At 73.7% G+C, this 26292-nt stretch carries 27 protein-coding genes; 14 read left to right on the top strand and 13 right to left on the bottom strand.

The genetic code is table 11. The features are described 5' to 3' along the window. The first annotated feature begins 153 nt into the window (after nucleotides 1–153). The gene (locus tag ACZ3YL_RS08300; protein WP_188303761.1) at nucleotides 154–588 is read left to right on the top strand and encodes an Lrp/AsnC family transcriptional regulator; all 435 of its coding nucleotides are present in this window, start codon (nucleotides 154–156) and stop codon (nucleotides 586–588) included. Between the two features lie 94 nt (nucleotides 589–682). Next, a complete protein-coding gene (locus ACZ3YL_RS08295) occupies nucleotides 683–1237 on the top strand; it encodes an NADPH-dependent FMN reductase (RefSeq protein ID WP_465656214.1) in 555 nt (184 codons plus the stop codon). 54 nt (nucleotides 1238–1291) lie between these two features. On the opposite strand, the gene ACZ3YL_RS08290 is transcribed toward ACZ3YL_RS08295, so the two are convergent. Further along, the gene (locus ACZ3YL_RS08290) at nucleotides 1292–1927 is read right to left on the bottom strand and encodes a MarC family protein (protein WP_188303759.1); all 636 of its coding nucleotides are present in this window, start codon (nucleotides 1925–1927) and stop codon (nucleotides 1292–1294) included. Nucleotides 1928–2165: 238 nt separating this feature from the next. Between ACZ3YL_RS08290 and ACZ3YL_RS08285 the strand changes: the two genes are divergently transcribed. The 3 genes from ACZ3YL_RS08285 to ACZ3YL_RS08275 all read left to right on the top strand — a co-directional run bounded on the left by ACZ3YL_RS08285 (nucleotide 2166) and on the right by ACZ3YL_RS08275 (nucleotide 5601). Further along, nucleotides 2166–2726 carry a DoxX family protein gene (locus tag ACZ3YL_RS08285; protein ID WP_188303758.1) on the top strand — a complete coding sequence of 187 codons (561 nt, stop codon included), beginning with the start codon at nucleotides 2166–2168 and terminating at the stop codon, nucleotides 2724–2726. A gap of 120 nt (nucleotides 2727–2846) precedes the next feature. After that, nucleotides 2847–3455 carry a hypothetical protein gene (locus ACZ3YL_RS08280; protein ID WP_223241973.1) on the top strand — a complete coding sequence of 203 codons (609 nt, stop codon included), beginning with the start codon at nucleotides 2847–2849 and terminating at the stop codon, nucleotides 3453–3455. A 328-nt stretch (nucleotides 3456–3783) separates the two neighbouring features. Then, nucleotides 3784–5601: a glycosyl hydrolase family 18 protein gene (locus ACZ3YL_RS08275; protein ID WP_188303757.1), complete on the top strand. Its 1818-nt coding sequence runs from the start codon at nucleotides 3784–3786 to the stop codon at nucleotides 5599–5601. A 179-nt stretch (nucleotides 5602–5780) separates the two neighbouring features. Here the strand turns inward: ACZ3YL_RS08275 and ACZ3YL_RS08270 are convergent, their stop codons facing one another. Then, nucleotides 5781–6365, bottom strand: a complete 585-nt coding sequence (locus ACZ3YL_RS08270) for a MarR family winged helix-turn-helix transcriptional regulator (protein WP_188303756.1) — start codon at nucleotides 6363–6365, stop codon at nucleotides 5781–5783. Nucleotides 6366–6520: 155 nt separating this feature from the next. Between ACZ3YL_RS08270 and ACZ3YL_RS08265 the strand changes: the two genes are divergently transcribed. The 4 genes from ACZ3YL_RS08265 (at nucleotide 6521) to ACZ3YL_RS08250 (ending at nucleotide 11209) form a co-directional block, all read left to right on the top strand. After that, entirely contained in the window at nucleotides 6521–7816 is a 1296-nt protein-coding gene (locus ACZ3YL_RS08265) for an MFS transporter (RefSeq protein WP_317620965.1), read from the top strand. Between the two features lie 201 nt (nucleotides 7817–8017). Next, nucleotides 8018–9637, top strand: coding sequence for a dolichyl-phosphate-mannose--protein mannosyltransferase (locus tag ACZ3YL_RS08260; RefSeq protein WP_465656210.1), 1620 nt, complete (start codon nucleotides 8018–8020; stop codon nucleotides 9635–9637). Beyond that, on the top strand, nucleotides 9637–10419 hold the full coding sequence (locus ACZ3YL_RS08255) for an ABC transporter permease (RefSeq protein WP_188303792.1): 783 nt from the start codon (nucleotides 9637–9639) through the stop codon (nucleotides 10417–10419). The genes ACZ3YL_RS08260 and ACZ3YL_RS08255 overlap by 1 nt, the downstream gene beginning before the upstream one ends. A 205-nt stretch (nucleotides 10420–10624) precedes the next feature. After that, entirely contained in the window at nucleotides 10625–11209 is a 585-nt protein-coding gene (locus ACZ3YL_RS08250) for a TMEM165/GDT1 family protein (RefSeq protein ID WP_465656209.1), read from the top strand. Nucleotides 11210–11309: 100 nt separating this feature from the next. Here the strand turns inward: ACZ3YL_RS08250 and ACZ3YL_RS08245 are convergent, their stop codons facing one another. After that, entirely contained in the window at nucleotides 11310–12392 is a 1083-nt protein-coding gene (locus tag ACZ3YL_RS08245) for a peptidoglycan-binding domain-containing protein (protein ID WP_465656207.1), read from the bottom strand. Between the two features lie 326 nt (nucleotides 12393–12718). On the opposite strand from ACZ3YL_RS08245, the gene ACZ3YL_RS08240 reads away from it, so the two are divergent. Beyond that, nucleotides 12719–14821, top strand: coding sequence for an MDR family MFS transporter (locus tag ACZ3YL_RS08240; RefSeq protein ID WP_465656205.1), 2103 nt, complete (start codon nucleotides 12719–12721; stop codon nucleotides 14819–14821). A 55-nt stretch (nucleotides 14822–14876) separates the two neighbouring features. Here the strand turns inward: ACZ3YL_RS08240 and ACZ3YL_RS08235 are convergent, their stop codons facing one another. Further along, nucleotides 14877–15353, bottom strand: coding sequence for a MarR family winged helix-turn-helix transcriptional regulator (locus ACZ3YL_RS08235; RefSeq protein ID WP_317620964.1), 477 nt, complete (start codon nucleotides 15351–15353; stop codon nucleotides 14877–14879). 62 nt (nucleotides 15354–15415) lie between these two features. Here ACZ3YL_RS08235 and ACZ3YL_RS08230 point away from each other — a divergent pair, with 62 nt between their 5' ends. Both ACZ3YL_RS08230 and ACZ3YL_RS08225 read left to right on the top strand, forming a co-directional pair. Next, nucleotides 15416–15826 (top strand): cupin domain-containing protein, encoded by a 411-nt coding sequence (locus ACZ3YL_RS08230; RefSeq protein ID WP_188303749.1) that lies wholly within the window; start codon nucleotides 15416–15418, stop codon nucleotides 15824–15826. Between the two features lie 99 nt (nucleotides 15827–15925). Beyond that, nucleotides 15926–16252 (top strand): antibiotic biosynthesis monooxygenase family protein, encoded by a 327-nt coding sequence (locus ACZ3YL_RS08225; RefSeq protein WP_188303748.1) that lies wholly within the window; start codon nucleotides 15926–15928, stop codon nucleotides 16250–16252. Between the two features lie 69 nt (nucleotides 16253–16321). Here ACZ3YL_RS08225 and ACZ3YL_RS08220 read toward each other — a convergent pair whose 3' ends face one another. Then, nucleotides 16322–16501, bottom strand: a complete 180-nt coding sequence (locus ACZ3YL_RS08220; protein ID WP_465656204.1) for a hypothetical protein — start codon at nucleotides 16499–16501, stop codon at nucleotides 16322–16324. Nucleotides 16502–16569: 68 nt separating this feature from the next. Next, nucleotides 16570–17448 (bottom strand): LysR family transcriptional regulator, encoded by an 879-nt coding sequence (locus ACZ3YL_RS08215; RefSeq protein WP_465656203.1) that lies wholly within the window; start codon nucleotides 17446–17448, stop codon nucleotides 16570–16572. A 358-nt stretch (nucleotides 17449–17806) separates the two neighbouring features. Between ACZ3YL_RS08215 and ACZ3YL_RS08210 the strand changes: the two genes are divergently transcribed. Together ACZ3YL_RS08210 and ACZ3YL_RS08205 are read left to right on the top strand one after the other, a co-directional pair. Beyond that, complete coding sequence (locus tag ACZ3YL_RS08210; RefSeq protein WP_188303745.1) at nucleotides 17807–18253, top strand: hypothetical protein; 447 nt, start codon at nucleotides 17807–17809, stop codon at nucleotides 18251–18253. A 141-nt stretch (nucleotides 18254–18394) separates the two neighbouring features. Next, nucleotides 18395–18700 (top strand): putative quinol monooxygenase, encoded by a 306-nt coding sequence (locus ACZ3YL_RS08205; RefSeq protein ID WP_188303744.1) that lies wholly within the window; start codon nucleotides 18395–18397, stop codon nucleotides 18698–18700. Between the two features lie 85 nt (nucleotides 18701–18785). Here ACZ3YL_RS08205 and ACZ3YL_RS08200 read toward each other — a convergent pair whose 3' ends face one another. From ACZ3YL_RS08200 to ACZ3YL_RS08170, 7 genes are all read right to left on the bottom strand, one after another. After that, complete coding sequence (locus tag ACZ3YL_RS08200; RefSeq protein ID WP_188303743.1) at nucleotides 18786–19448, bottom strand: hypothetical protein; 663 nt, start codon at nucleotides 19446–19448, stop codon at nucleotides 18786–18788. A 58-nt stretch (nucleotides 19449–19506) separates the two neighbouring features. Next, nucleotides 19507–20493, bottom strand: a complete 987-nt coding sequence (locus tag ACZ3YL_RS08195; protein WP_188303742.1) for an RICIN domain-containing protein — start codon at nucleotides 20491–20493, stop codon at nucleotides 19507–19509. A gap of 53 nt (nucleotides 20494–20546) precedes the next feature. Next, nucleotides 20547–21386 (bottom strand): ECF transporter S component, encoded by an 840-nt coding sequence (locus tag ACZ3YL_RS08190; RefSeq protein ID WP_188303741.1) that lies wholly within the window; start codon nucleotides 21384–21386, stop codon nucleotides 20547–20549. Then, complete coding sequence (locus ACZ3YL_RS08185) at nucleotides 21383–22984, bottom strand: ABC transporter ATP-binding protein (protein ID WP_188303740.1); 1602 nt, start codon at nucleotides 22982–22984, stop codon at nucleotides 21383–21385. Before ACZ3YL_RS08185 ends, ACZ3YL_RS08190 begins: the two co-directional genes overlap by 4 nt. Then, the gene (locus ACZ3YL_RS08180; protein ID WP_465656197.1) at nucleotides 22981–24087 is read right to left on the bottom strand and encodes an energy-coupling factor transporter transmembrane component T; all 1107 of its coding nucleotides are present in this window, start codon (nucleotides 24085–24087) and stop codon (nucleotides 22981–22983) included. Before ACZ3YL_RS08180 ends, ACZ3YL_RS08185 begins: the two co-directional genes overlap by 4 nt. Before the next feature lie 91 nt (nucleotides 24088–24178). Next, entirely contained in the window at nucleotides 24179–24880 is a 702-nt protein-coding gene (locus ACZ3YL_RS08175) for an SCO2322 family protein (RefSeq protein WP_465656195.1), read from the bottom strand. Then, nucleotides 24880–26124, bottom strand: a complete 1245-nt coding sequence (locus ACZ3YL_RS08170) for a prenyltransferase/squalene oxidase repeat-containing protein (RefSeq protein ID WP_188306147.1) — start codon at nucleotides 26122–26124, stop codon at nucleotides 24880–24882. The genes ACZ3YL_RS08175 and ACZ3YL_RS08170 overlap by 1 nt, the downstream gene beginning before the upstream one ends. Between the last annotated feature and the right edge of the window lie 168 nt (nucleotides 26125–26292).

Genomic DNA, 26292 nt, shown 5'->3' with positions numbered 1-26292 from the left:
TCCACCGGGGAGCCCATTGTGCGGCGCCGTGGCCCCCCGGTTGAATGGCCGATGAGCACCGCAACCGTGCTTCGGGTTGTCGTTCGCGAGGCGTTCGGTCGATCTGCTTTGTGAATGTAAAACCGCTGATCGCAACGGATCCCGGGAGCCGTCATGGACGCCGTAGACCGCCGCCTGCTGGCCGAACTCCAGGCCGACGCCAGGCTCTCGTACAACGAACTCTCGCGCCGGGTGAGCCTGTCCGCACCCGCGGTGGCCGAACGGGTCCGCCGCCTGGAGGCGGACGGGGTGATCAGCGGCTACCACGCCCACGTCGACCCCACCCGGGCCGGACTGCCGATCACCGCGCTGGTCCAGGTCCAGTGCTACGGCCCGCGCTGCGTGCTGCGCGACCCCGAGGTGGCGACCTGGCCGGAGGTGCTGCAGCTGCACCGGGTCACCGGCGGGGCGTGCTGCGTGCTGCTGGTCGCGGTGTCGACGATGGCCGGGTTCGAGGCGCTCTGCGACCGGCTCGGCGGGTACGGGCCGCCGTCCAGCTCGATGATCCTCTCCAGCCCGGTGCCCTGGCGGCCGCTGCTGCCGAACTGACCGCCCCGCGGCACCGGCGTCGGTGCCGCACTGATCGCCGTGCGGCACCGACGGCCGTGCGTTGACGCGCACGTCAAGGAGTAGGTTCCTCGGCATGCCGAACGAGCGCCACATCCTGCTGCTGCCCGGGAGCCTGCGGGCCGGCTCCGCCAACGAGGCCGTGCTGCGCACCGCCGCCGCGGTGGCCGACACCCTGCCCGGCGTCCGGACCACGTACTACCGGGGCCTCGCCGGGCTGCCGCACTTCAACCCGGACCACGACACCGACCCGGTGCCGGAGCCGGTGGCCGCGCTGCGGGCGGCGATCGAGGCGGCCGACGCACTGCTGGTCTGCACCCCCGAGTACGCCGGGACGCTGCCCGGCGCCTTCAAGAACCTGCTGGACTGGACGGTCGGCGGGGTCGAGATCTCGGACAAGCCCGCGGCCTGGATCAACTGCGCCGGGCCCGGCCGCGGCCAGGGCGCCGAGGCCACCCTGCGCACCGTGCTCGGCTACACCGGCGCGGCGGTCGTGGCGCAGGCCTGCGTCCGGATCCCGCTGGAGCGCGGCGCGGTCGGTCCGGACGGGCTGGTCGCCGATCCGCTGGTGCGCGGGCGGATCGGCGAGGTGCTGACCCGCCTGGCTGCGGGCGGGGCCCAGCCCTCCTGAGCCCAGCCCCCTGAGCCCAGCCCTCCTGAGCCCAGCCCCCTGAGCCCAGCCCTCCTAGTGCACCGAGGTCAGGTGTACCCCGAGCCCGGCCAGGCCCTCCAGGAACAGCTCGATGCCGACCGCCGCGAGCAGCAGCCCGAGCAGTCGGGACAGCACCTCCAGCAAGGTCTGGTGGGTGCGCCGCAGCAGCGGCGCGAGCACGGCCACGCAGACGTAGTTGAGTACCACCACAGCCACGTACGCCCCGGCGACGGCCGCCTTCCAGCCCACGTCGTCCCGGTTCAGCGAGGCGACCAGGACGGCGCTGACCGCGAGCGGGCTGGCGATGTACGGCAGCAGCAGTTCGCGGATGCCTTCGGCCAGCGGGTTCGCCAGGTGCCCCTCGTCGCCGTCGTCGTCCCGGCCGAGGTGGATGCCGAAGACCAGTGCGACCGCGTAGAAGAAGAAGATCGCCCCGCCCGCGAGCCGCAGCGACTCGTCGCTGATGTGGAAGAGCGTGGTGACCGCGTCCGCCCCGAAGCCGAGCACCAGGCCGATCAGCGCCGAGATCAGCGTGCTCCAGGCCGCCAGCCGGCGCAGTTCCCGGTCGCTCCGGTCGGCGGCCAGCTGGGCGAAGGTCAGCAGGGTCTTGGGCGGGCCGACCACGGCGAAGAAGGTGATGAACGCGCTGCTCAGGTTGAAGACGAACATGGGCCCAGCATGACCGCGGTGCCCGGTGCGACCGGCCCGCCACGCCACGCTCCGCGGTCGGGCGCGGCGGGGATCCCCGGCCCGCCGGTTCATTCCTCGCCACGGGCGGATTCGCCCGGATGGCGGTCCCGGCTCGAACAGGTGCGCGCTCTCGGGTGCCATGGAAGTACGTACGACCACTCCGTGGCGGTACGACCGCTCCTTGGCGGAGACTCCTTGGCGGAAACGAGGATGCGACATGTGCCTGAACCGTAGGGACCTGGGCCTGCTGGCCCTGCGCAGTGCGGTCGGTGGGGTGCTGATCGCGCACGGCACCCAGAAGCTGTTCGGCTGGTTCGGTGGCGGTGGGCTGGAGGCGACCACCCAGGCGATGGACCACATGGGCTTCCACCCGGCCCGGGAGAGCGCCATCGCGGCGGGTCTCGGCGAGGCGGGCGGCGGGGCGCTGCTGGTGGCCGGGCTGGCCACCCCGGCGGCCGGCGCGGTGGTGGCCGGGACGATGGCCGGAGCCGTGTCGGTGCACGCCCCGGCAGGCTTCTTCATGACCGGCGGCGGCTACGAGTACCCGGCGTTCCTCGGTGCGACCGGGCTGGCGATCGGTCTGGCCGGCTCGGGGCGGTACTCGCTGGACCACTTCACCGGGCACGTCTTCGACCGGCCGTGGGTCGGTGCGCTGGCCTTCGTGGCGAGCGCGGCGGGCGCGTACGGGGTGGTGGCGCGGCGCCGTCACCTGGTGCGGCTGCGCGAGGAGCGGGCGGCCGTGGAGGCGGACGAGCAGGAGGGCTCCGGGCTGTCGTAGCGCGTGGCCTGGGCGTCACCCGGAGGCAGCACCCCTGCTGGCGGGGGTGGCGGGCGGCTCGGAGGGTGGGCGGGGAGGTGTGCCGGGCAGTCCGGCGCCGGCAAGGAACGAGGGACTCCCATGGACCGCACGGACCGCCAGCCGCCCACCCGCGCCGCCTCCGGGCCGCGCCCCACCGCACCGGTGAGGCGTCGACACCGGCTTGCCGCAGGCGTGTTGGCCGCCGCCGTACTGGGTTCGGTGGCGCTGGCCGGCTGCTCCTCCGGCAAGAGCGCGAGCAGTGCGGCCTCCTCGGCGGCCGGGGAGGCGCAGAAGCTGGCGAGCGCTGCGGCCTCCGCCGCGTCGGCGCTGGCCTCGGCGGCCGGCGGGGTGGGCGGGGCGATCTCCTCGGCGGAGGCGGAGGCTTCGTCGGCGATCTCCTCGGCCGCCTCGGCGGTCGCCGGGATCAAGGGCGGGCTGGACGCCAAGGGGGACGTGTCGGTCGGGTCGGTGTCGACCGGTTCGGACGGCAAGCCGCAGGTGCAGCTGACCGTCACCAACCACGGGCAGCAGTCGTACAAGTACGTGGTGCAGGTGAACTTCACCGACGGCAGCGGCAAGCTGCTGGACGCGACCGCGGTGACGGTCGACGACGTGGCCGCGGGTGGGAATTCCCAGGCCACCGCGCATGCCAATCGGGACCTCACCGGCACGGTCAAGGCGGAGGTGGCCAACGCCGTCCGCTACTGAACCGCCGCAGCTCAGGCCCGGTCCGGGGCCGGGGTGCGGGTGGGTGTGCGGGCGGGGGCGGAACCTTAAGCGGGTCTCAAGGCCCAACAGCACCCCTTGACGGGCGAGTTGGTCTAGTCCATTTTTATTGCCCAGGTGCAGGGAGCCCCTGAACCGGCGTCACCGGCCTCGCGCCGGGGGCGCCGGTTCGGCGCATCCCGGTGTCCGTCAAAGGCCTGCCCGCTCGATTCCCACCCCCTGTCTGTCATGTCCCGGTCGTCCGGCCCCACCCCGGATGTGCCACCCCACCGGGCGACGGAACCCCCCCACACCCAGGAGTCACGCACCCATGCTGCGCTCACGCATTGAAAGGGCCGGGACCCCGGCTCCGGACGGGCCCCGCCGGCGCCGCCCGAAGAGCCTGGCCGCCATCGCGGCCGGCACCGCCGCCTCCCTGCTGCTCGGCGCGGGCCTCGCGCTGACCGGCGGCGGCGCGGCCAACGCCGCGACCACCAACTCCACCGGCGCGGCCGCCACCAGCGGCGGCATCAAGGTCGCCTACTACGACCAGTGGTCGGTCTACGCCAACGCGTACTACCCGAAGACGATCCAGGACACCGGCGTGGCCGGGAAGCTGGACTACCTGATCTACGACTTCGCCAACATCTCCCCGACCGACCTGGGCTGTTTCGAGGCGACCAAGGCCGCCGACACCAACGACAACAACCCCAACGCCGGTGACGGCGCGGCCGACGCGTTCGCGGACTACCAGAAGAGCTTCGGCGCGGACATCTCGGTGGACGGCGTCGGCGACGTCTGGAACCAGCCGATCGCGGGCAACTTCAACCAGCTGAAGAAGCTGAAGGCGAAGAACCCCAACCTCAAGATCCTGCTCTCGATCGGTGGTTGGACCTACTCCAAGTACTTCTCGTCGGCGGCCGCCACGGACGCCTCGCGCAAGCACCTGGTCTCGTCCTGCCTCGACATGTTCATCAAGGGCAACCTCCCGTCCGACGCGGGCTACGGCGGTCCGGGCACGGGCGCCGGCATCTTCGACGGCATCGACATCGACTGGGAGTACCCGGGCGGCGGCGGCCACACCGGCAACATCTCCAGCCCGGCCGACAAGCAGAACTTCACCCTGCTGCTGCAGGAGTTCCGCAACCAGCTGAACGCCCAGGGCAAGGCCGACAACAAGACCTACGCCCTGTCGGCGGCGGTCGGCGCCGGCCAGGACAAGATCATGAACGTCGAGACCGACAAGATCGGTCAGTACCTGACCTTCCTCGATGTCATGACCTACGACATGCACGGCGGTTGGGACCCTCAGGGGCCGACCAACCACCAGGCCCCGCTGTACTCCGGCCCGAACGACCCGTCGACCCCGGCCAAGCCGGGCAACGGCAAGTACTCGATCGACAACGCCGTCAAGGCGTGGACGGTCGGCGACGCCCAGTACGGCATCCCCGGCGGCTTCCCGGCCAACAAGATCAACATGGGTGTGCCGTTCTACTACCGCGGCTGGACCGGCGTCCAGAACAACGGCAAGAACGGCCTCTTCCAGCCCGCCACCGCTCCGGCCACCGGCGCCGCGATGTCCGGCAACGTCGCGGGCATCCAGATGTACAAGGAGCTGGCCGGCTTCGTCGACAACCCGTCCAAGACCTACTGGGACGACGACGCCAAGGCCGCCTACTTCTACGACGGCAACACCTTCTGGAGCGGTGAGAACGCCAAGTCCATCCAGGCCAAGCTCGACTACGCGCACTGCAACGGCCTCGGCGGCTCCTTCGCCTTCTCGCTGTACGACCTGGGCACCAACACCACCCTGTTCGACACGATGGTGAACGCCACCAACGGCTCCGCGGCCGGCTGCCCGGCCCCGCCGACCGGCACCCCGACCCCGACCCAGACCCCGACCGGCACCCCCACGGGCACGCCGACCGGCACGCCCACCGGGACCCCGACGGGTACGCCCACCGGCACCCCGTCCTCGCCGGCCACCTGCCCGGCCGCCCCGAGCTGGGACGCGAACGCCACCTACGCGGCCGGCGGCACCAAGGTCTCGTGGAAGGGCCACTACTACACCAACAAGTGGTGGACCAAGGGCGACGACCCGACCCAGAGCGGCCAGTGGGGCGTCTGGACCGACAACGGTCCCTGCTGAGCGGCTGACCTGCCGATCTGCTGATCTGCTGGCCGCCCGAGCGCCTGACGGGCCTCGCGGTGCCCGAAGCCGCAGTACCTGAACTCGCGGTACCCGAAGTCGCAGTACCTGAACGGGTCCGGCCCGCCGGGGGAGCACCTCCCCCGGCGGGCCGGACCCGTCGTTTCACCCGCCCCGGCTCACGGCGCCAGGTCGGCCGTGCGCCCGAGCGCGTCCGGCTGGCTCTCCTCGATCCGCCGCAGCATCCGGGCCAGCAGGGCGGAGAGCGCGGTGCGCTCCTCGCCCGCGATGTCCTGCAGCAGCTCCTCCTCGAACACCGCCGCCATCCGCATCGACTCCAGCCACTTGTCGCGGCCGTTCTCGGTCAGCTCGATGATCACCCGCACCCGGTTGGACTCGTCCCGCTCCCGGGTGACCAGGTCCTCGGCGACCATCCGGTCGATCCGGTGGGTCATCGCCGCCGGGGTGAGCCCCAGCCGCTTGGCCAGCTCGCCCGGCCCCAGCTGGTAGGGGCTGCCGCTCACCACCAGCGCCTTGAGCACCTCCCACTCGGCGGAGGTGATTCCGAGCACAGTCAGCTGCCGGTCGTACGCCACGCCCATCCGCCGGGAGACCCGGTTGAGGGTCTGCACGATCGTCTCGACCTGAGGGTCGACGGTGGGGAACTCCCGCTGGTAGAGGGCCACTTGCTCGGCGATGCCGAGCTCCAGGGGGGTGGCCCGCGAAGGCTTGTCGGCAGCCGGCGACGGCTTGTCCGTAGTCATGCGGACCAGTGTCGCACGGGCGTGCACTCCTTAAGCCTTTGACTCCGCAGTCTTCCGGTGCTAAGACTTTATCTCGTCACAGTTTAGGTCTGAAATCTTCTGGGCTTAAGAGTTCCAGTCGAAACAGGGAAGGGATGTGCACGGTGACCGGCACGGTGAAGCAGCAGAGGCAGCAGCGACGTGGGACGGGCGGCCCGCTGCGCCGCGTCCAGATCGGCAACGCGCTCAGTGCGTTCGGCAGCGGGTTCACGATGCCGTACATGTTCGTGTACGTGGACCAGGTGCGCGGCCTGGGTTCGCTGGCGGCCGGGATGGTGTTCACCGTCTTCGCGCTGGCGGCGCTCGCGGTGCTCCCGTTCACCGGGCGCGGCATCGACCGCTACGGTCCCCGTCCGGTGCTGCTGGCGGGTGCGGCCCTGGCCGCCACCGGCGCGTTCGCGTTCGGCCACGCCACCGGCACCCCGGCCCTGCTGGTCTCCTCGTTCCTGTTCGGCGCGGGTGTCACCACCTGCCAGCCGGCGCTCGCCACGATGATCGTCCGCTGCTCCACCGCGGCGACCCGCTCGCACGCCTTCGCGCTGCAGTTCACCCTGGTCAACCTGGGCATGGGCATCGGCGCGCTGGTCGGGGGGCAGATCGTGAACGTCGCCGACCCGGCCAGCCTCACCCGGCTGTTCACCATCGAGGCGGTCACCTTCCTCGGCCTGGCCCTGGTCACCGGCACCGCCCGGATACCGAAGGCCCAGCTGAGCGCCGTCCAGGGGCGGAACGACGGCCCGACCGGCCTGCGCGCCCTGCTCGCCGACAAGGCGATGGTGCGGCTCTGCATCCTCGCCGGGCTGATCTTCTTCACCTGCTACGGCCAGTTCGAGTCCGGCGTCGCGGCCTTCGCCACCGACACCGTCGGCACCGCGCCGTCCACCCTGGGCCTCGCGATCGGCGCCAACGCGGTGACCATCGTGGTGCTGCAGATGTTCATGGTGCGGATCACCGCGCGCCGCCGCCGCACCACCGCGATGGCCGCGGCCGGCCTGGTCTGGCTGGGCGCCTGGGCGATGGCCCTGGTGGCCGGCCTGATCCGGACCGAGACCATGGCCGCCACGGTCGCCATCGTCTCGATCTACGCCCTGTTCGGCGTCGGCGAGTCGCTGCTCGCGCCCACCATGGGCCCGATGGTCGCGGAGCTCGCCCCGGCCCGGCTGCTCGGCACCTACAACGCCGGGTACGCCCTGGTGAAGCAGATCGCGATCGCGGTCGGCCCGGCCGTCGGCGTGCTGCTGGTCGGCTCCGGCACCTGGCCGCTCTACCTCGCGGCCATGACGGGCTCGACGCTGCTGATCGTCCTGCTGGCGCTGCGGCTGCGCCCGTACCTCACGGCCGAGCAGGACAACGCGGCCCCGGCCGTGGTCCGCACCCCGGCCCCGGTCCGGGAACTGCAGACCGCCGCCTGACGGGCCCGCGCTCCGCGGTCACGCAAGGGCGTTCGAGGCGGGCGCCGGCCAGGTCACCTGGTCGGCGCCCGTCGCGCTTGGCTTCCCGGGCACCGCCACATAGTGTCAGTGGCTGTTGACCGCCCGGCCCCGGCCAGGGCAGCGGACCCGGGCCCGGCGCAGCAGCCGAGGGCCCCGCAGACAGGCGAAATCGGCGAGGCTATGACGCAAGCGGCGCTCACGCACCCCCCGGCGGCCCGGGCCACCGCCGACCCGGACCCGGCACCGGCCCCGCGCGGGGGTCTGCTCCGCGGGGCGGCCGACCACTCCGGCTGGCTCGGCCCGATCGGCGTCGCGGTCTTCGCGGGCCTGTTGCGGTTCTGGAACCTCGGCTACCCCAACGCCTTCGTCTTCGACGAGACGTACTACCCCAAGGACGCCTGGTCCCTGCTCCAGCAGGGCTACGAGGGCACCTGGCCCGACCACGCCAACGCCGACATCCTGGCCGTCCCGCAGTCCGTCCCGCTCGGCTCCGCGCCCGAGTTCATCGCCCACCCGCCGCTCGGCAAATGGGTGATGGCGGTCGGCGAGCAGCTGTTCGGGCTGCACCCCGTCGGCTGGCGGTTCATGACCGCCCTGCTCGGCACCCTCGCGGTGCTGATGCTGGCCCGGATCGGCCGCCGGCTCTTCGGCTCCACCCTGATCGGCTGCACCGCCGCCCTGCTGATGTCCGTCGACGGCCTCCAGCTGGTGATGAGCCGGGTCGGCCTGCTCGACGGCATCCAGATGTTCTTCGTGCTCGCCTCCTTCGGCGCCCTGCTGGTCGACCGCGACCACGCCCGCGCCCGGCTGGCCGCCGCGACCGACGGCGACACCGTGCGGCTCGGAGCGCGCCCCTGGCGGATCGCCGCCGGGGTGCTCATCGGGGCCGCCTGCGCGGTCAAGTGGAACGGCGCCCCGATCCTCGCCGCCTTCGGCGTGCTGACCGTGCTGTGGGACCAGTCCGGCCGCCGCGGCGCCGGAGCCCGCCACCCCTGGCGCTCCATGCTGCGCCGGGACGCCGTACCCGCCTTCCTCGCCATGGTCGGCTCCGCCGTGGTGGTGTACGTCGGCGCCTGGAGCGGCTGGCTCGCGAGCGGCGCGAACGGCGGTGGCGGCTACGACCGGCACTGGGCCGAGGGCCGCGCCGGACTCTCCCCGGACCACGCCTTCGGCATCCCGCTGCCGCAGGTCTCGATGAGCTGGGTGCCCGCGCCGCTGCGCAGCCTGTGGCACTACCACGCGCAGATGTACGACTTCAACACCGGCCTGAGCACCCCGCACACCTACCAGTCCAACCCCTTCGCCTGGCTGGTCGACGGCCGCCCGGTCTCGATGTACTGGGAGCCGGCGCAGGGCGGGACCCGCGGCTGCACCTCCTCCGGCGGCTGCGCGTCCCAGATCCTCGGCCTGGGCACCCCCTTCCTGTGGTGGGCGGCCTGCTTCGCGCTGGTCTACCTGCTGTGGCGCTGGTTCTTCCGCCGGGACTGGCGCTCGGGCGCCGTGCTGTGCGCGGTGGCCGCGATCTACCTGCCCTGGTTCCAGTACCAGGAGCGGACGATCTTCTCCTTCTACATGGTCGTGCTGGTGCCGTTCCTGTGCCTGGCCGTCGCCCAGATGCTCGGCGCGATCCTCGGCCCGGTGGGCTGCACTCCCGAGCGCCGCCGGTACGGGGCCGTGGCGGCCGGGCTGATCGTGCTCGCGATCGTCGGCTGCTTCGCCTTCTTCTATCCGCTGTACACGGCGGAGGTGATCCCGATGTCGTCCTGGCAGGACCGGATGTGGTTCACCAGCTGGATCTGATGCCGGTGCCGTCGGCGGCGTCCGGCGGACAGCTGCTGCCGGTCACCCCGGTGCTCGGGGTGGTCACCGCGGTGCTGCTGCTGGCCGCCGTGGCGGTGGCCGGCTGGGGGCTGCTCGGTCACGGGCGGGCGGTGGCGCGGGCCGGACTGCGCGCGGTCGTCCAGCTGGCCGCAGTCGCCGCGGTGATCTCCTGGGTGGTCGCCTCGCTGTGGTGGTCGGCGCTGTTCGTGCTGCTGATGTTCACCGTCGCGGTGCGCACCGCCGGGCGGCGGATGACCCCGGGCCCCGGCTGGGTCTGGGCGGCGGCCCCGATCGGTGCCGGGGTGCTGCCGGTGCTGGCCCTGCTGCTGGGCGTCGGACTGCTGCCGCCCAAGGGCCTCTCGGTGATCCCCGTCGCCGGCATCCTGATCGGCGGCGGTCTCACCGCCACCTCGCTCGCCGGGCGGCGCGCCCTGGACGAGCTGCGGCAGCGGCGCGGCGAGGTGGAGGCGGCGCTGGCGCTCGGCTTCGAGGAGCGGGACGCCCGGCTGGAGATCTGCCGCCCGGCCGCCGCGACCTCACTCGTCCCGGCGCTGGACCAGACCCGTACGGTCGGCCTGGTCACCCTGCCCGGCGCGTTCGTCGGCATGCTGCTCGGCGGCGCCTCGCCGGTCCAGGCGGGGACGGTGCAGCTGTTCGTGCTGATCGCGCTGCTGGCGGTGGAGTCGGTGGCGATCGTGGTGGTGCTGGAGCTGGTCGGGCGGGGTCTGGTGACGGCGGGGGCGGTCGACGGCGTCGGGTAGGCTGGGGCCCGTTGAAGGGGAGTAGCCCTCCACCGGACCGTCGACATACTGGCCCCCACGGGCCCGGCGCCCGGGGCACCGCGCGGTTGGCGGCTGCCGGCGAGACCTTCGGCCGCAGTGCTGTGACCGTTTCCAGTGCTGTCGGGCCGAAGCGTCCCCTGACGGACCTGCGGAGGCCGGACAGCCCGACCGAGGGATTCCTCCGATGAGTTTGACCGTTGCCGCGTTGACGTTCGGCATCATCTTCCTGGCCGAACTGCCGGACAAGACCGCGCTGGCCAGCCTGGTGCTCGGCACCAAGTACCGGGCCGGCTACGTCTTCGCGGGCGTCGCCGCCGCCATGCTGGTCCAGGTGGTGCTGGCGCTGGTCGCCGGGCACCTGCTCTCGCTGCTGCCGCACCGCTGGGTGGAGGGCGTCACCGGCGTGCTGTTCCTGGTCGGTGCGGCGATGCTGCTGTTCCACGGCGGCGAGGACGAGGAGGAGCACGCCGCCAAGGAGCCGTCCTCGAACCGCTTCTGGAAGGTGGCCGGGACCAGCTTCGTGGTCGTCGCGGTTGCCGAGTTCGGCGACCTGACCCAGATCATGACCGCCAACCTGGCCGCCAAGTACGCCGATCCGCTGGCCGTCGGCCTCGGCTCCTGGTTGGCGCTGTGCGCGGTCGGCGGGATCGCCATCGTGGGCGGGCAGAAGCTGCTCAAGTACGTGCCGATGAAGCTGATCATCCGGATGGCGGCGGCGATCATGGTGGTGCTGGCCGGGGTCAGCATCTTCGGGGCGATCACCGGCTGACGCGGGGCGTCTGCGGTCGCCGGCGGTCGGCGGTCGGCGGTGGGTGGTGGGCGGTGGTCGCCTGCGGTCGCCTGTGGTGGGCGCTGGTCGGCAGGGGGAATCAGCAGCCGGGGTCGGCGGTGAGGACGGCCTGGGTCTTGGGGCCGTAGACGCCGTTCTCGCCCTTGATGCGGTTCTGGCTCTGGTAGTCCTGCAATGTCGACCGGGTCCAGGAGTCGAAGGTGCCGGTGACGAGCGACTTGTCGACGTATCCGCACTCGGCGTTGACGAGCAGTTGTTGCATCGCCTTGACGTCGGGCCCGCTCATGCCCATCTGGAGCAGCCGCGGGGTCTGCGTGGCCGTGGGTGTCGGGGTCGGCGTCGGGGTCGGTGTGGGCGTCGGGGTGGGGGTGGGCGTCGGCGTGGGGGTCGGTGTCGGGGTGACCGTCCGCGTCGGGCTCGGCTTGCGGGTCGGTGTCGGTGTCGGGGTCGGGCTGGGCGCCTCGGTGGTCGGCGCGGGGGAGCCGGTCGGCGGGGCGGCCAGGGTCGGCGGGTCCACCGGGGCGGGGGCGAGCGAGGTGGTGGGCGCCGGTGCGGCCCGGCCGGTCGGCTCGGAGGAGGGTGTCACGGCGTACGCGAGGCCCACGGTGAGCGCCAGCAGTCCGGCGCCGACGCCCGCGATCAGCCCCTTGCGCCCGGCGAACGGGCTGCGCCCGGCCTGCTCGGCGGCTCGGCGCGCGGCCCGTCCGGTGGCGGGGGCGGCACCGGGCTCGGGCGCGCCGTTGTCGAAGGGGAAGTAGCCGAGGTCGTCCCCGGTGCCGGGCGGGGCGTGCTGGCCCGACTGGAGCGGCGGGCCCGGCTGGACCGGTGGCAGGACGCTGGTGGCGTACGCGTCCGGGGCGGGGCCCGGGACGGGCGGCAGCACGGTCGTCGCGTAGGCGTCCGCGTCCGGCCCGAGCGGGGGCGTGCCCGGTCTGCCCTGGGAGCCCGGCTGAACGGGCGGCAGGACGGTGGTCGCGAACGGGTCGGTGGCCGGCGGCGGCTCGTCCGCGACCTGGTCGGGCGCCTGCGGCACGTACGGGCGGACCAGCGGCGGGCCCTCCAGGTGCGGGAGGACGGCAGTCTCGTCGAGGCTCCGGTCGGGGAGGCAGCCGCACCCGGTGGAGCGGGCGGTGCCGCACGTCGGGCAGTGCTGGTCCGGCATCGGCCGGTCCTCCTCGGTTCTCGGGTCGCGGGATCGGGCCTGATTATGCAGGACGTCCCGGAGGGTGGACAGGGGCGTCCGGCTCCCGGCGGGGCTGTTGTGCCGGTTGGTGGCGGTTGGCACCCGGGGAAACCGCTGGAATGCGTGGGACGGGCCGGGTGCTTACGTTCGGCTCAACCGGGCGGCGCAAAACGGGATATATCTGCCAGCATGGGGAACCGGGAGTGATCATCCACCGGGCGTCCGGCCGTCCGGCCCCGCAGCCCCGCAGCCCCGCAGCCCCGTGACCCCGCAGCCCCGCGACCCCGCGACCCTACGGAGACGCCATGACGGACCCTCCCCCAACCTCCGGCCCGGGGTACCCCCGTTCCGCGCCCGACCGGAGCCCGGCGCACGAGCCCGGCCCGCCCGAGGTCACCGTCCCCAACCTGTGGGTGCCCATCGGCGCCCTGCTGCTGGCGATGCTGCTCGCCGCCCTCGACCAGACCATCGTCTCCACCGCGCTGCCCACCATCGTCAGCGACCTCGGCGGCCTGGACCACCTGTCCTGGGTGGTCACCGCCTACCTGCTGGCCTCCACGGCCGCCACCCCGCTCTGGGGCAAGCTCGGCGACATGTACGGCCGGAAGCGGTTCTTCCAGGCCTCGATCGTGATCTTCCTGATCGGCTCGGTGCTCTGCGGAATCGCCCAGAACATGGGCGAGTTGATCGCCTTCCGGGCTCTCCAGGGCCTCGGCGGCGGCGGGTTGATGGTGCTCTCCCAGGCGATCGTCGGCGACCTCGTCGCCCCCCGGGACCGCGGCAAGTACCAGGGCCTCTTCGGTGCCGTCTTCGGCGTCACCAGCGTGCTCGGACCGCTGCTCGGCGGCCTGTTCGTCGATCACCTCAGCTGGCGCTGGGTCTTCTACGTCAACCTGCCGATCGGCGTCGTCGCCCTGGTGGTGATCGCCGCGGTGCTGCACGGCGTGGAGGTCCGGCGCGAGCACCGGATCGACTACCTGGGCACCGCGCTGATCGCCGCCGTCGCCACCTGCCTGGTGCTGATGACCTCGCTCGGCGGCACCACCTGGGCATGGAACTCCTGGCAGGTCGTCGGCCTGGGCGTGCTCGGCCTGGTGCTGCTGGTCGTCTTCATCCAGGTGGAGCGGTCGGCCCCCGAGCCGGTCCTGCCGCTGCGGCTGTTCCGCTCACGGACCTTCAGCCTGGTCGCGGTGATCTCCTTCGTGGTCGGCTTCGCGATGTTCGGCGCCCTCACCTACCTGCCGACCTTCCTCCAGGTGGTCCAGCAGGTCTCGCCCACCATGTCCGGCATCCACATGCTGCCGATGGTGCTCGGCATGCTGCTCACCTCGATCGGCTCCGGCCAGATCGTCGCCCGCACCGGTCACTACCGGATCTTCCCGATCGCCGGGACGGCCGTCACCACGGTCGGGCTGCTGCTGCTCTCCCGGCTGGACGAGCACAGCAGCACCGCCGAGATGAGCCTCTACTTCCTGGTCTTCGGCCTCGGACTGGGCCTGGTGATGCAGGTGCTGGTGCTGATCGTGCAGAACTCGGTCGGCTACGAGGACCTCGGCGTGGCCACCGCCGGCGTCACCTTCTTCCGCTCCATCGGCGCCTCCTTCGGCGTCTCCATCTTCGGGACGGTCTTCGCCAGTGGCCTGCGCTCCCGGCTCGCCGACGCCCTGGCCGGGCAGCCGCTGCCACCGGGCTTCCGGGCGGAGGCGATCACCGCCGACCCCCGCCTGATCACCCGGCTGCCCGCCGCCGCCCAGGCCGGCGTCCACCACGCGTACGCCGAGTCGATCACCCGGGTGTTCCTCTACGCGGTGCCCGTCGCGGTGGTCGCCTTCGTGCTGTCGCTGTTCCTGCGCGAGCAGAAACTGCGCTCCACGGTGACCGCGCCCGACCTGAGCGAGTCCATCGGGATCAACCCCGTCGAGCGCTCCTCCCTGGACGAGATCGCCCGCGCCCTGTCCGTACTGAGCACCCGGGAGGCCCGGCGCGACCTCTTCCGGCGGATCACCGCCACCGCCGGACTCGACCTGCTGCCGGCCTCCAGCTGGCTGCTGCTGCAGATGCACCACCACGGTTCGGTGGAGCCCGCCGAACTGGCCGAGCGGCGGATCGTCCCGGTCGCGGTCGTCGAGGAGGCCGTCCGGGAGGTGGAGGGCCGCGGCCTCGCCGCCCGCTCCGGCGGCCTGCCGCTGCGGCTCACCGAGCCGGGGGAGGAGACGGCGCTGCGCCTGGTCGCGGCCCGGCGCGCCCAGCTCGCCGACCTGCTGGGGGACTGGGACGAGCAGCAGTACGACGACCTCGCCGCCCTGCTCACCCGGCTCAGCTCCGCGCTCTGCGCCGACCGGCGCGACCGGCCGGACCCGCCGCTCGGCCCCCAGCCGCCGTACCGGGGGGAGGGGCGGTCGTTCTAGCCCTGGGCGCCGTTCGCGGGCCGCCGCTCAGGGGCCGCCGTTCGCGGGTCGCCGCTCAGGGGCCGCCGAACCAGCGCGGGGTGTCGAGCCGGAACGGGTCCCCGGGGGCGAGCTGCCGCAGGCCGTCCTCGATCCGGCGGAGCTGTTCCTCGCCGAGGGTGGCGGACCACTCGGCGCGCAGCTCGTCGAAGATCCGGGCCGAGCGCACCAGGCAGTCCACGCCCCGGTCGGTGAGCCGGACCACCTTGCGCCGGGCGTCGCCCGGGTCGCTGCCGCGTTCGACGTAGCCGAGCTGCTCCAGGTTGTCGATGGTCTTGCCCGCAGCCTGCTTGGAGACGCCGAGCCGGCGGCCGAGCTCGACGGCAGTGGTGCCCTGGGGGCCGATGGCCTGGAAGACGAAGCCGTGCATCGGGCGCAGGTCGGGGTGTCCCTCGCGGGCGATGCGCTCGTGCAGCTCGTCGATGATCGTCCGGAAGGCGAGCAGCAGGCGCAGCGGCAGCTCGAAGCCGGGCGGGGCGGGGTCACTTGACACGATAGACAACCTCATTGACCATATAGACAACGACATTGTCCATCTTAAGGGGTTCCTTCACCATGCCCGTGATCCGCTCCGCCGACGCCCGTCGCACCGAGACCCCGAACGCCGTCATGACCACCCTCGCCTCGCCCACCCAGGGCGCGACCGCCCTCGCCCAGTGGCGGGTCGAGATGCCCGCCGACCGGCAGGGCCCGCTGCACGCCATGGACACCGAGCAGATCTGGACCCTCCTCGCCGGCTCGGCCGACGTCCACCTGGCCGGTGAAGTCCTCACCGTCACCGCCGGCGACACCCTCGTCCTCCCCGCCGACGCCCCCCGCCGCCTCACCACCGCGGAAGGCTTCACCGCCCTCGTCGCCTCCCCCTCCCCGTCCCACGCCTACAACCCCGACGCCCGCACCCCCGCCGACGCCTGTGCCCTCGCCCCGCGCGACGCCGACCGCCTCCTCCCGCCGTGGATCGCCTGAGCCGCAGCGCGTGAGGTGCAGCGCGTGAGGTGTAGCAGACTGCTCGGGAGCAACCGAGCCGACGGCCGTACGGGCCCCGGCGGATCAGTGAGGAGCGGCATGTCCGTCGTCAAGATCAACGTACTGACGGTGCCCGCCGAGCAGCGCGAGGTGCTGGAGCAGCGCTTCGCCTCGCGGGCCGGCGCGGTGGAGAACTCCGACGGCTTCGAGTGGTTCGAGCTGCTGCGTCCGGTCGAGGGGACCGACCAGTACCTGGTCTACACCCGCTGGCGCAGCGAGGAGGACTTCAAGGCCTGGATGGAGGGCCCGATGCAGGCCGCCCACCGCGGTGGCGGTGAGGGTGGCGAGGCCCCGAAGCGGCCGGCCGCCTCCGGGTCCACGCTGTGGTCCTTCGAGGTCGTCCAGTCGGCGGGCCCGAAGGCCTGATCCGGCGGGCCGGGCTTGATGAACGGCGCGTCCCGGGGTTGCGGGGCGCGCCGTTCGCCGTCCGGTCCGTCAGTCGTCGGGCCACTCGATCCCGTCCGGGCCGACCGGGTGCGCCCTGAACGGCGAACCCATCCAGGCGTTCTGGTGGACGTACTCGCCGGTGTCGGCGACGGCGGCCCCGCCGAGCAGGAGTGCTCCGAGTGCCGCCAGCGCTGCGGCGGCGAGCGTCCCGGCGATGGTGCGCTTCATGCTGGTTCCCCTTCCCCCGTTGGTCGTTCGTCCAGCATGCCACCAACCTGCCCGTCGGGCACGGGAGTTCAGGCCGCGGCGGCGTAGAGGGCCTCGCGTAGGCCGGGGACGGTGTCGCGGTCGGCGCGCCAGACGAGGCGGAGGCGGAGGGGTGGGGGAGCGAGCGGGAGACGGACGAGGGTGCCGGCGGTCAGGGCGTCCTGGACGGCGAAGTCGGGGAGCAGGGCGACGCCGAGGCCCTGTTCGGCGCAGGCGCGGGTGACGGCGATGCCGCCGGTGCGGACGCGTTCGACGTCGTTGCCGAGCAGGCGTTCGCCGGCGAGCCGGAAGGAGCAGGCGGGGGCGTTCACCAGGAGGCGCCGGCCGCGCAGGTCCTCGCGGGTGAGGGTGGTGGCGCCGCCGAGCGGGTGGGTCGGGGCGACGACCAGGGCGAGCGGGACTTCCTTGAGGTCGAGGTGGTCGAGCGGGGCGGGCGGCAGGTAGAAGCCGAGTTCGCCGAGCGGGCCGGCGCTGTCCAGGATGAGCGCGGCCGCCAGGGCCCCGGCCGCGACGCCGCCGAGCAGACCGTCCCGGGCGGTGTCGGTGTGCAGGGAGACGTCGAGGTCGGGGCGGCGTTCGGCGAGCCGGGCCAGCACGGCCGGTACGTGGGTCGCCGCTATGGTCTCCAGCGCGCCGAGCCGGAGCCGGGCGCGGTCGGCGGTCACCTCGCGGCGGGCCAGTTCGGCCTGGTCGAGCAGTCTGCGGGACCAGGGCAGCAGCCGTTCGCCGGCCGCGGTGAGGGGCATGCCGTGCGGGGCCCGGTCGAACAGCTCGACGGCCAGGCTGTGTTCGAGGGTGCGGATCTGCTCGGAGACCGAGGAGGGGGCGAGGCCGAGCGCCACGGCGGCGGCGGTGACGGTGCGGTGGGTGGCCACGGCTTCGAAGACCCGCAACTGACGAAGTTCCACTGGTTTCTCCGGTTCCCCGAAACGCCCGCCTGTGGTCGGATGGCTCGCTCGGCGCGCCCGGCCCGCTTGCGGTTCGTGGTGCGGCTCGTGTCGATGTGTCGCGTTGTCGTGTGGTGCGTTGTCGTGTGGTGCGTCAGGGCGTTGTTGTGTTCGCGATGATGCTGCCGGTGTTGCGGGACAGCGTACGGCTGCGTTCGGGTAATCCGAACGGTTCGTGAGGAACCCCGGTGGAGCGGATTCCGGGCGGCGGCGCGGAGTGGGCGTCGTTCGCGGCCGAACGTCACTGTGACTCGCGGATCCGGCCCTCGGTGCGCCCTGCCCGTCGCGTGTCGCGGGGGAGGTGGGTAGATTTTGGATCATGAAAGCATCAACGGGGGACGGCCGGTCGCTGCGCGCGGCGCTCGGCCACGTGGGATCGGAACACCCGGCGGCCGACCGCACGCGCAGACTCCTCGCCGGAGCCCTGCTCGCCGTCTCGGCCCTGCTCTTCGCCTGGATCCTGGTGCTCGGATCGATCACTCGGGGGCAGGCCGAGGTCAGGAACTGGTCCACGGCGTGGGTCGGCCTGGACGTCCTCCAGGTCGCCGGGCTGGTCGCCACCGGCCGACTGCTCGTCCGGCGCTCCCGTCTCACCGCCCTGGCCGCCGCCGCGGCCGCCACCCTGCTCCTGCTCGACGCCTGGTTCGACGTGATGACCGCCGAGGGCGGCGGCGCCTGGTACACCGCCCTCGCGATGGCCCTGCTCGTCGAACTCCCGGCCTCGCTCGCGCTGACGGCCCTTGCCCGGTCCGCCCTGGACTGGTGAGGCGCTACGGCTGCCGCCCGGGGCCGTCGGGGCCGTCGCAGCCGTACGGGGTGGCCGGCGCGGTTCCGACCGCCGCCGGGCCGCCAGAACGGCGCCGATCGCCCTCGTTAGTGTGATCACCTGACCCAGGAGGAGAGCCACATGCCCATCGTCATCGCCACCCTCAGGACCAAGCCCGGCCACCGCGACGAAGTCCTCGCGGCCTTCGAGCAGCACACCCCGGCCATCCATGCCGAGCCCGGCTGTGAGCTCTACGCCGTCCACGCCGGCCCCGACCGCGTCACCGTGGTCGAGAAGTGGAGCGACCAGGCCACCCTCGACGCCCACAGCGCCGGCGCTCCGCTGGCGGCCCTCGGCGCCGTCCTCGCCGCCGCCCTCGCCGAGCCCGCCGACGTCGCCGTCCTCGACGCCTTCCCGGCCGGCGAGCCGGCCAAGGGCCTCGTCTGACCGGTGCCGTTCCCGTTGTGCGGGAAGTCGGCCCGGCCGACTTCCCGCGCGAGGGCCGGGCGAGCGCGCGGCGGCCGCCGGGCGGTTACCAGATGAAGAAGTCGGGCAGCTCGTCGGCGGGCGGCAGCGGGGCGTCGGCCGGGAGGGGGCGGATCTGGATGAAGGCGTGCTCGAACTGGGAGTACGAGAAGGGGTCCAGGCCCGGGGCCACCACCAGGGCGTTGGAGCCGCGGCGCCAGACGCGGTAGCGCCAGACGCCGTTGGAGTGCGGTCGTCGGTCGTGGCTGACGTCGTGGTCGGGCGGGCCGAGCAGGGTGGTGAACTGGGCGGCGACCGCGTCCAGTTGGTCGTTGAAGGTGTCGGTCTCCTGGTCGGTGCTGCGCTGCCAGCCGGGGAGGGTGCCCCAGAAGTCCTCTGCCATCGCCCCGGCGGGGTGCACGTAGTACTCGTACGCGAAGGGCAGGAAGAGGCAGTCGTCGCCGTACCCGACGTGGCCGGCGGGCGTGTAGGCCGTCCCGTCGAGGTCGTCCGGGAGGGGGCGGGAGCGCCAGCCGGCGTCGGTCAGGGCCTGCCGGCCGGCGTCGTCGTCCGTCCAGTCGAGTTCCGCCATCTCGACGAGCTGCGCGGCGAGTTCGGGACCGACGGGGCAGTACGCGACGATCCAGGGATCGTCCTCGTATGCGTCCTCGTCCTCGTCGTTTTCGTCTTCGTCTTCGTCGAGGTCGAGGTCGAGGGGCTCGTCGGGCACTGGGGTGAACTCCCGTTCTGGCTGGCGGTTCGAACGTTCACCCTAGTGCCGGGCCCGCTCAGAGGGTGTCGCGGACCCTGATGTAGCCGCGTTCCACCACGAACTTCTGGTCGGGGTCGGTGGCGCCGCAGGTGGCGAGGAAGGCGGTGTCGCCGTCGTCGCGGTCGGCTCCGACGTCGATGCACATCTCGTCGGCGGTGCCGACGGTGCGTTGCAGGACGAAGGAGCCCGCGCGCAGCAGCCAGGTCTGGTTGGCGCGGCCGGCCTGGGTGTACTCGCAGGCCCAGATCCGGACGTTGTCGCCGTTCTCACCGGTGTAGTCGGCGTCGAGGCACATCTCCTGTGCCGTGCCCACCGTGTCGGCGACCTTCACCCGGCCCTCGTCCAGGACGAAGCGCTGGTTGGTGTGGTCGAGGCACTGCCAGATGCGGACGTCGTCGGCGTTGTAGCGGGCGTTGCCGACGTCCAGGCACTTGGCGGTGGTGGCCAGGGGCGGGGTGTGGACGTTGAGGGTGCCGTCGTCGATGGTGTAGATCGTCCCGTTGTCGGGGCGGGCGTAGCGGAAGCTGCCGGTGCCCCGGGGGAGCGAGGTGTCGTACGGGGTGTACGGGTCGACGGTGACGGTCGGTGAGAAGCGGAAGTAGCCGTTGGCCGGCCAGCCGCTGTTGCCGCCGTTGCGGCCGTAGCCCTCGCAGCTGAGGGTCTGGTTGCCGTTGCTGAGCGCGCAGTTGCGCAGGCCGACGTTGTTGCCGGTCCATGAGTGGCCGTCGCCGGCGTACTCGGTGGGGACGGTGGTCTGCGGGGCGAAGGTGGTGCCGTGGGGGGCGGTGAAGACGGCGGTCATGCCCGCGGGCGGGAGCAGGCCGGTGCCGCCGGTGTTCTGGTACGTCCACGGTACGGGCGCGCTCCGGCCGGGGGCGATGGTGGCGGGCCGGGGGACGTCGCGGCCGATGAAGGTGACGGCGGCGGCCGGGGAGGCGAGCGCGACGGCCAGGGCGAGGGCCGTCGCGGTGACGGCGGTGGTGCGGGCGAGGGTTCGGATCACGGTCGCGATGATCGTGGACGAACGGCATCGGGGCGGTGTGCGGCGCGGAGTGTTCACCCGGCCGGCGGCGGACGGAAGTCGACCGGCGCGTCGAAGGCCGCCCGCCGGGTCGTCCGGCGCAGGGCGCGCAGCACCGGCGTGCCGAGGGTGAGGCAGAGCACGACGGTGAGCGCGGCGCGCGGCAGGTCCCAACCCAGCGACGTGGTCAGGCAGTAGGCGGCGAAGCGGACCAGGTTGGCGGGCAGCGGGTCGCCGGGGTGGAAGGAGATGGAGCCGGCCAGCCCGCCGATGTACGGCCAGCCCTGGAGGTTCATGATCGTGCCGTACACCACCGAGGCCAGCGCCCCGTACCCGGCCAGCAGCAGGAGTTCGCGCCGCCCGCGCAGCGTGGCCGATCCCGGCAGCAGGCCCGCGCCGAGGCAGACCCAGCCCATGGCGAGCATCTGGAACGGCAGCCAGGGCCCGACCCCGCCGGTGAGCAGCGCGGAGGCGAACATCGACAGCGAGCCGAGGACGAAGCCGAACCCCGGCCCCAGCACCCGCCCGGACAGCACCATCAGGAAGAACATCGGCTCCAGGCCCGCCGTCCCCGCCCCGAGTGGGCGCAGGGCCGCACCGGCCGCCGCCAGCACGCCCAGCAGGGCGACGGACTTGGCGTCCAGCCCGGGTGCGCCGCCGCCCGCCGAACGTCCTTCGGAGATCTGGGCGATGACGACGGCCAGCAGCAGCGGCAGCAGCAGCGCGAACAGCCAGGGCGCGTCGGCGGAGTGGCCGACCAGCGCGGACCCGGTGGAGGCGAGCAGCGGCCAGCCGAAGGCCGTCACGCCGACGAGGGAGACCAGCAGCAGGGCGGCGGCGGAGCGGCGGCCGAGCGGGACGGGACGGCTGTTCATGCGCTCAGCGCCTCCGCGACCTGCTGGACGGTGAGCCACGGCCCGGGCGTCAGCACCTTCGACACCTGGGGCGCGAACGCGGGCGAGGAGACCACCACCGACGCCGTGGGGCCGTCCGCGACGATCTCGCCCTCGGCCAGGATCAGGGTGCGGTGGGCGAGTTCGGCAGCCAGCTCGACGTCGTGGGTGGCCAGCAGGACGGCGTGCCCCTCGGCCGCCAGCGTGCGCAGGATCCGCACCAGCCGGGCCTTGGCGGCGTAGTCCAGGCCGCGGGTCGGCTCGTCCAGGAGCAGCAGCGGGGGCCGGGCGGTGAGGACGACGGCGAGGGCGAGGGTGAGGCGCTGGCCCTCGGAGAGGTCGCGGGGGTGGGTGGTGTCGGCGATGCCGGGCAGCAGCCGTTCGACCAGGGCGCGGCAGGTGCCCGGGACGGCGCCCGCGTCCGCGTCGGCGGCGGCGCACTCGGCGGTGACGCTCTCGCCGTACAGCAGGTCGCGCGGGTCCTGGGGGACGAGGCCGACGTGGCGGATCAGTTCGGCCGGGCGGGTGCGGTGCGGGGCGCGGCCGCCGACGGTGACGGTGCCGGAGGTGGGGGCGTGCAGGCCGACCAGGCTGCCGAGCAGGGTGGACTTGCCCGCGCCGTTGCGGCCCATCAGGGCGGCGATCTCGCCGGGGCGCAGCGTGAGGTCGATCCCGCGCAGGGCCTGGACCGTGCCGCGCCGGACGGCGAGGCGGTCGGTGGCGGCGATCGGGGCACCGCTCGGGGCGCCGACGGCGGCGGGCGCCCGCCCGTCCAGCTCGGCACGCAACGACGAAGCCTTGCGCCGGGCGTCGCGGACGGACAGCGGCAGCGGCCGCCAGCCCGCGAGTCGGCCGAGGCCGACCACCGGCGGGTGCACGGGGGAGTGGGCCATCACCTCGGCCGGTTCGCCGAGTACGGGTGCTTCGCCCGGGGTCAGCAGCAGCACCTGGTCGGCGTACTGGACGACCCGCTCCAGCCGGTGCTCGGCCATCAGTACGGTGGTGCCCAGGTCGTGCACGAGCCGCTGCAGCACGGCCAGCACCTCCTCGGCCGCGCCCGGGTCGAGCGCCGAGGTGGGCTCGTCCAGGACGAGTACGCGCGGGTGCACGGTGAGCACCGAGCCGATGGCGACGCGCTGCTGCTGGCCGCCGGAGAGCGAGCCGAGGGCGCGGTCGCGCAGGTCGGCGAGGCCGAGCAGGTCGAGGGTCTCCTCGACCCGGCGCCGCATGACGTCGCCCGGCAGGCCCAGGGACTCCATGCCGTAGGCGAGTTCGTCCTCGACGGTGTCGGTGACGAAGTGCGCCAGCGGGTCCTGGCCCACCGTGCCGACCAGGTCGGCGAGTTCGCGAGGCCGGTGTTCGCGGGTGTCCCGGCCGCCGACGGTGACCCGGCCGTGCAGCACCCCGCCGGTGAAGTGCGGCACCAGGCCGCTGACCGTCCCCAGCAGGGTGGACTTGCCGGAGCCCGACGGGCCCACCAGCAGGCAGAGTTCACCCTCGGGGACGGTGAGGTCGAGGTTCGAGAGCACGGGTGCGGCGGCGTCCGCGTACCGGACGGAGACCTGCTCGAAGGTGATCACGAGGCCCTCCGGGGCGGGGTCGGGGCGGCGAACGCCGGTACCAGGCCGAGGAGTACGGCCAGGACGGCGGCCAGCGGCAGCGCGGGGACGGTCGGCGGGACGACGGTGGGGGCGAAGGCGGCCGGATCCCGCGAGGCCAGGTGGGTGACGAGGGCCGCCACGGCCGCGCCGGAGCCGGCGGTCAGCCACTCCGGCAGTGCCCAGGGGTCCGGCCGGTAGCGTGATCTGACGGACCGCCGGTTGCCGAGCAGCAGTCCGGCGAAGGCCGCGGCCAGGCCGAGCAGCAGCACCGACAGCGCCCAGCCGGCGCCCCCGGCGGTCAGCAGCCCGTACGCGGCCAGGCAGACCCCGAGCAGTCCGGCCAGGGTGAGCGCGGCGGTGGCCCGGGCCAGTCGGCGCGGGACGTCGGCGGTGCGGCCGAAGCCGCGGGTGTCCATCGCCGCCGCCAGGGCGATCGACCGCTCCAACGCGCCTTCCAGGACGGGGAGTCCGACGCTCAGTACGGCCGCGACGCCCCGGTCGGTACGGCCGCGCAGCCGCCGGGCGGCGCGCAGCCGGCGGACGTCGGCGACCAGGTTCGGCGCGAAGGTCATCGCCACCACCACGGCCACCCCCGCCTCGTAGAGCGCGCCCGGCAGGGCGCGCAGCAGCCGGGCTGGACTGGCCAGGGAGTTGGCGGCGCCGACGCAGACCAGCAGGGTGGCCAGCCGTAGCCCGTCGTACAGGGCCGACAGCAGCCCTTCGAGCGTCACCCGCCCGCCGATCCGCACCCCCTGCGCCCAGGCGGGCAGCGGGAGTTCGGGCAGCGTGAACAGCACATGGGTGCCGGGGATCGGCGAGCCCAGCAGCACCGCGAAGACCAGCCGGATGCCGAGCACCAGCAGGCCGAGCCGCAGGAACGCCCCGTACGAACGCGACCAGGGCGCGTCGCCGCGGCGCGCCGCGACCACGTACCCGGCGGTCGCGGCGAGCAGCAGCAGGATCACCGGGTTGGTGGTGCGGGTCGCCGCCGCGCCCAGCCCGAGCGCCCACAACCACCAGGCCCCGGGGTGCAGTTGGCGCGGGCCGACGGGTGGGCGCGTGCTACGGGTGGGGCTGCTCACGGATCTGTCCTGGGAACGGGGTCGGGGAGTGTCTCGTGGATCTCGTCGGCGCAGGGCGTCGCGGACCCGGCAAAGGTCCACAGGACACTCCCTAGGAGGAGCGGCGGCGGCGCGCCTGCCAGACGGCGCCACCGGCGAGGACGACGACCAGCGCGCCACCGGCGACCAGGCCGAGGTCCGGGCCGCCGCCGGCCGCGCCCTTCGGACCGTCCGGCTGGGCGGCCGGCGCGCCGAGCTGGTCGCCGCAACCCGCCGTGGGGTAGCCGGCGATGGCGCACAGCATGCCGTTGGACTCGTAGCGCAGCGGCGGGGCGACGGCGGCCAGCAGCTCGGCCGAGGTGGCGCGCGGTGCCAGGCTGGCGCAGGCGGTCCGCTGCTCGGGCGGCTGCGCGGCGGACGCGCCGGCGTCCTCGGCCGTCCCGAAGTCCAGCACCACGGCGACCCGCTTGCGGCCGTCCTGGGCGGGCGTGGCGGCGCAGATCTCGTCGAACCGGGCCGCCGTGCGCGGCTTCGCGGCGTCCTGCCCGCCGTCCGGGCTGACGGCGAACCGCCAGCCGTCCACCGAGCCGTCCGGCGGCACGGCGATCGCCGGCCCCTGCTGCTGGTACGTCCACGCCCCGCCGTCGGCCCCGTGCCAGAACGACCAGTACCGGTACCCGGCGGCCTGCGCGGGCGCGGCGGCGGCGAGCAGCACCAGCGCCCCGACCAGCGGCAGCAGTACGGCGGCCAGGGCCCGCCGCGCGGGGCGGCGGGCCGGGGCCCCGGCCGGCGGGGCGTCGGGGAGGTGACCCATCAGAGGTTGGGGTTGCGCTTGCGCTGGAGGCTGAGCAGCAGGCCGCCGCCGATGCCGATGAGGGCGCCGACGACGATCAGCCAGAGCTTGCCGAAGCCCTCGTCCTTCTTCTGCGCCGGGGCGGTGTCCGCGGCGGCGGCGTTGGCCTTGGGGGCCGGGCCGAGGGCGGTGAGCTGGCCGGTGAGGGCGGCGTCCTCGTGGTGGGCGGCCTGGGAGACCAGGAGCAGGGTGGCGGTGGCTCCGGCGTCGGTGCCGTTCTTGGTCCAGGTGGCGCCCTGCCCCTCCAGCCAGCCGACGGCGGCGGTGGCCTGGTCGGGGTGGCCGCTCTGGGTGAGGGCGAGGGCGGCCCAGGCGGTGGCCGTGTAGTCGGGCTTGGGGTCGGCGCCCGGGGTGGTGAGGGTGAGGTGGTCGCCGCCGGCCTCGAGCTGGGTGGAGAGGTAGGCGCTGACGGCCTCGCCGGCCTCGGCGTGCGGGATGGTGGCGGGCGCGGAGCCGTCGGCGCAGGCGAGGGGCTTGGCGGTGGCGTCGGCGCGCACCGAGCCGGCGACCGGCAGGTGTCCGCCGGCGGCGGCGAGGGCGGCCTGGGCGCTGGCGAGGGTGTTGGGGGCGAGGGTGCCGGCGGCCGGGTCGGGCTGGTAGGCGAAGGCGCCGCGCTGGTCGGCGGGGGCGGTACAGCCGAGCTGGAAGCGGGCGAGGCCGTCGAAGGCGTTCTTGCCGGCGCCGCCGTTGCCGGGCCTGGCGACGCCGGCCGGGTCGGTCCGGGCGGCGAACAGGGCGTTGACGACGAGTCCGGTGGAGTTGGCGTCGCCCGGGCTGCCGGGGTTGTAGGCCCAGCTGCCGTCGGTGTTCTGGTTGGCCTTGAGCCACTGGACGCCCTTGTCGACGGCGGGCTGGTGCCCGCCGAGGGCGACCAGGGCCTGGATGGCGACGGCGGTGGCGTTGCTGTCCTCGGACTTGGCGTCGCAGGCGGCGCCGGGGGCCCGGTAGGAGGGCCAGCCGCCGTCCTCGCACTGCTGCCCGGTGAGCCAGCCGACGGCGGAGTCGGCGGGGGTGATCTTGGCGGTCGTCAGCGCGGTGAGCGCGAGGGACTGCCGCCAGACGCCGTCGTACGTCGGGTCGCTCTTGCCGTACAGGCCGTCCGGGACGGTGGGCGGGGCGGCGTCGGCGAGGGCCGGTGCGGCGGCGAGGCCGGTGAGCAGCGCGGCGGACAGGGCGGCGGCGCCCAGGCGGGCGGCGGTCAGCATGGTGCGGGTGTGCCTTTCGGTGAGCGGTGGGGGCCCGGGCGGGGCCGTTCCGTAGTCCTCGACGGGTGCCGGGCGCGTGGGCGTCCGGCTCGCCGCTCGTCCCTCCCCGGGTGTTCCGGCTCGTCCGGCGCGCGGGGGCGCGCTCGGGTTCACGGTTGCGGGTCAGCG

The organism is Kitasatospora sp. NPDC023176 (genome assembly GCF_055560495.1).
Note: the sequence above shows the minus strand (reverse complement) of the source record. Positions and strands in the feature narration are given on the sequence as shown.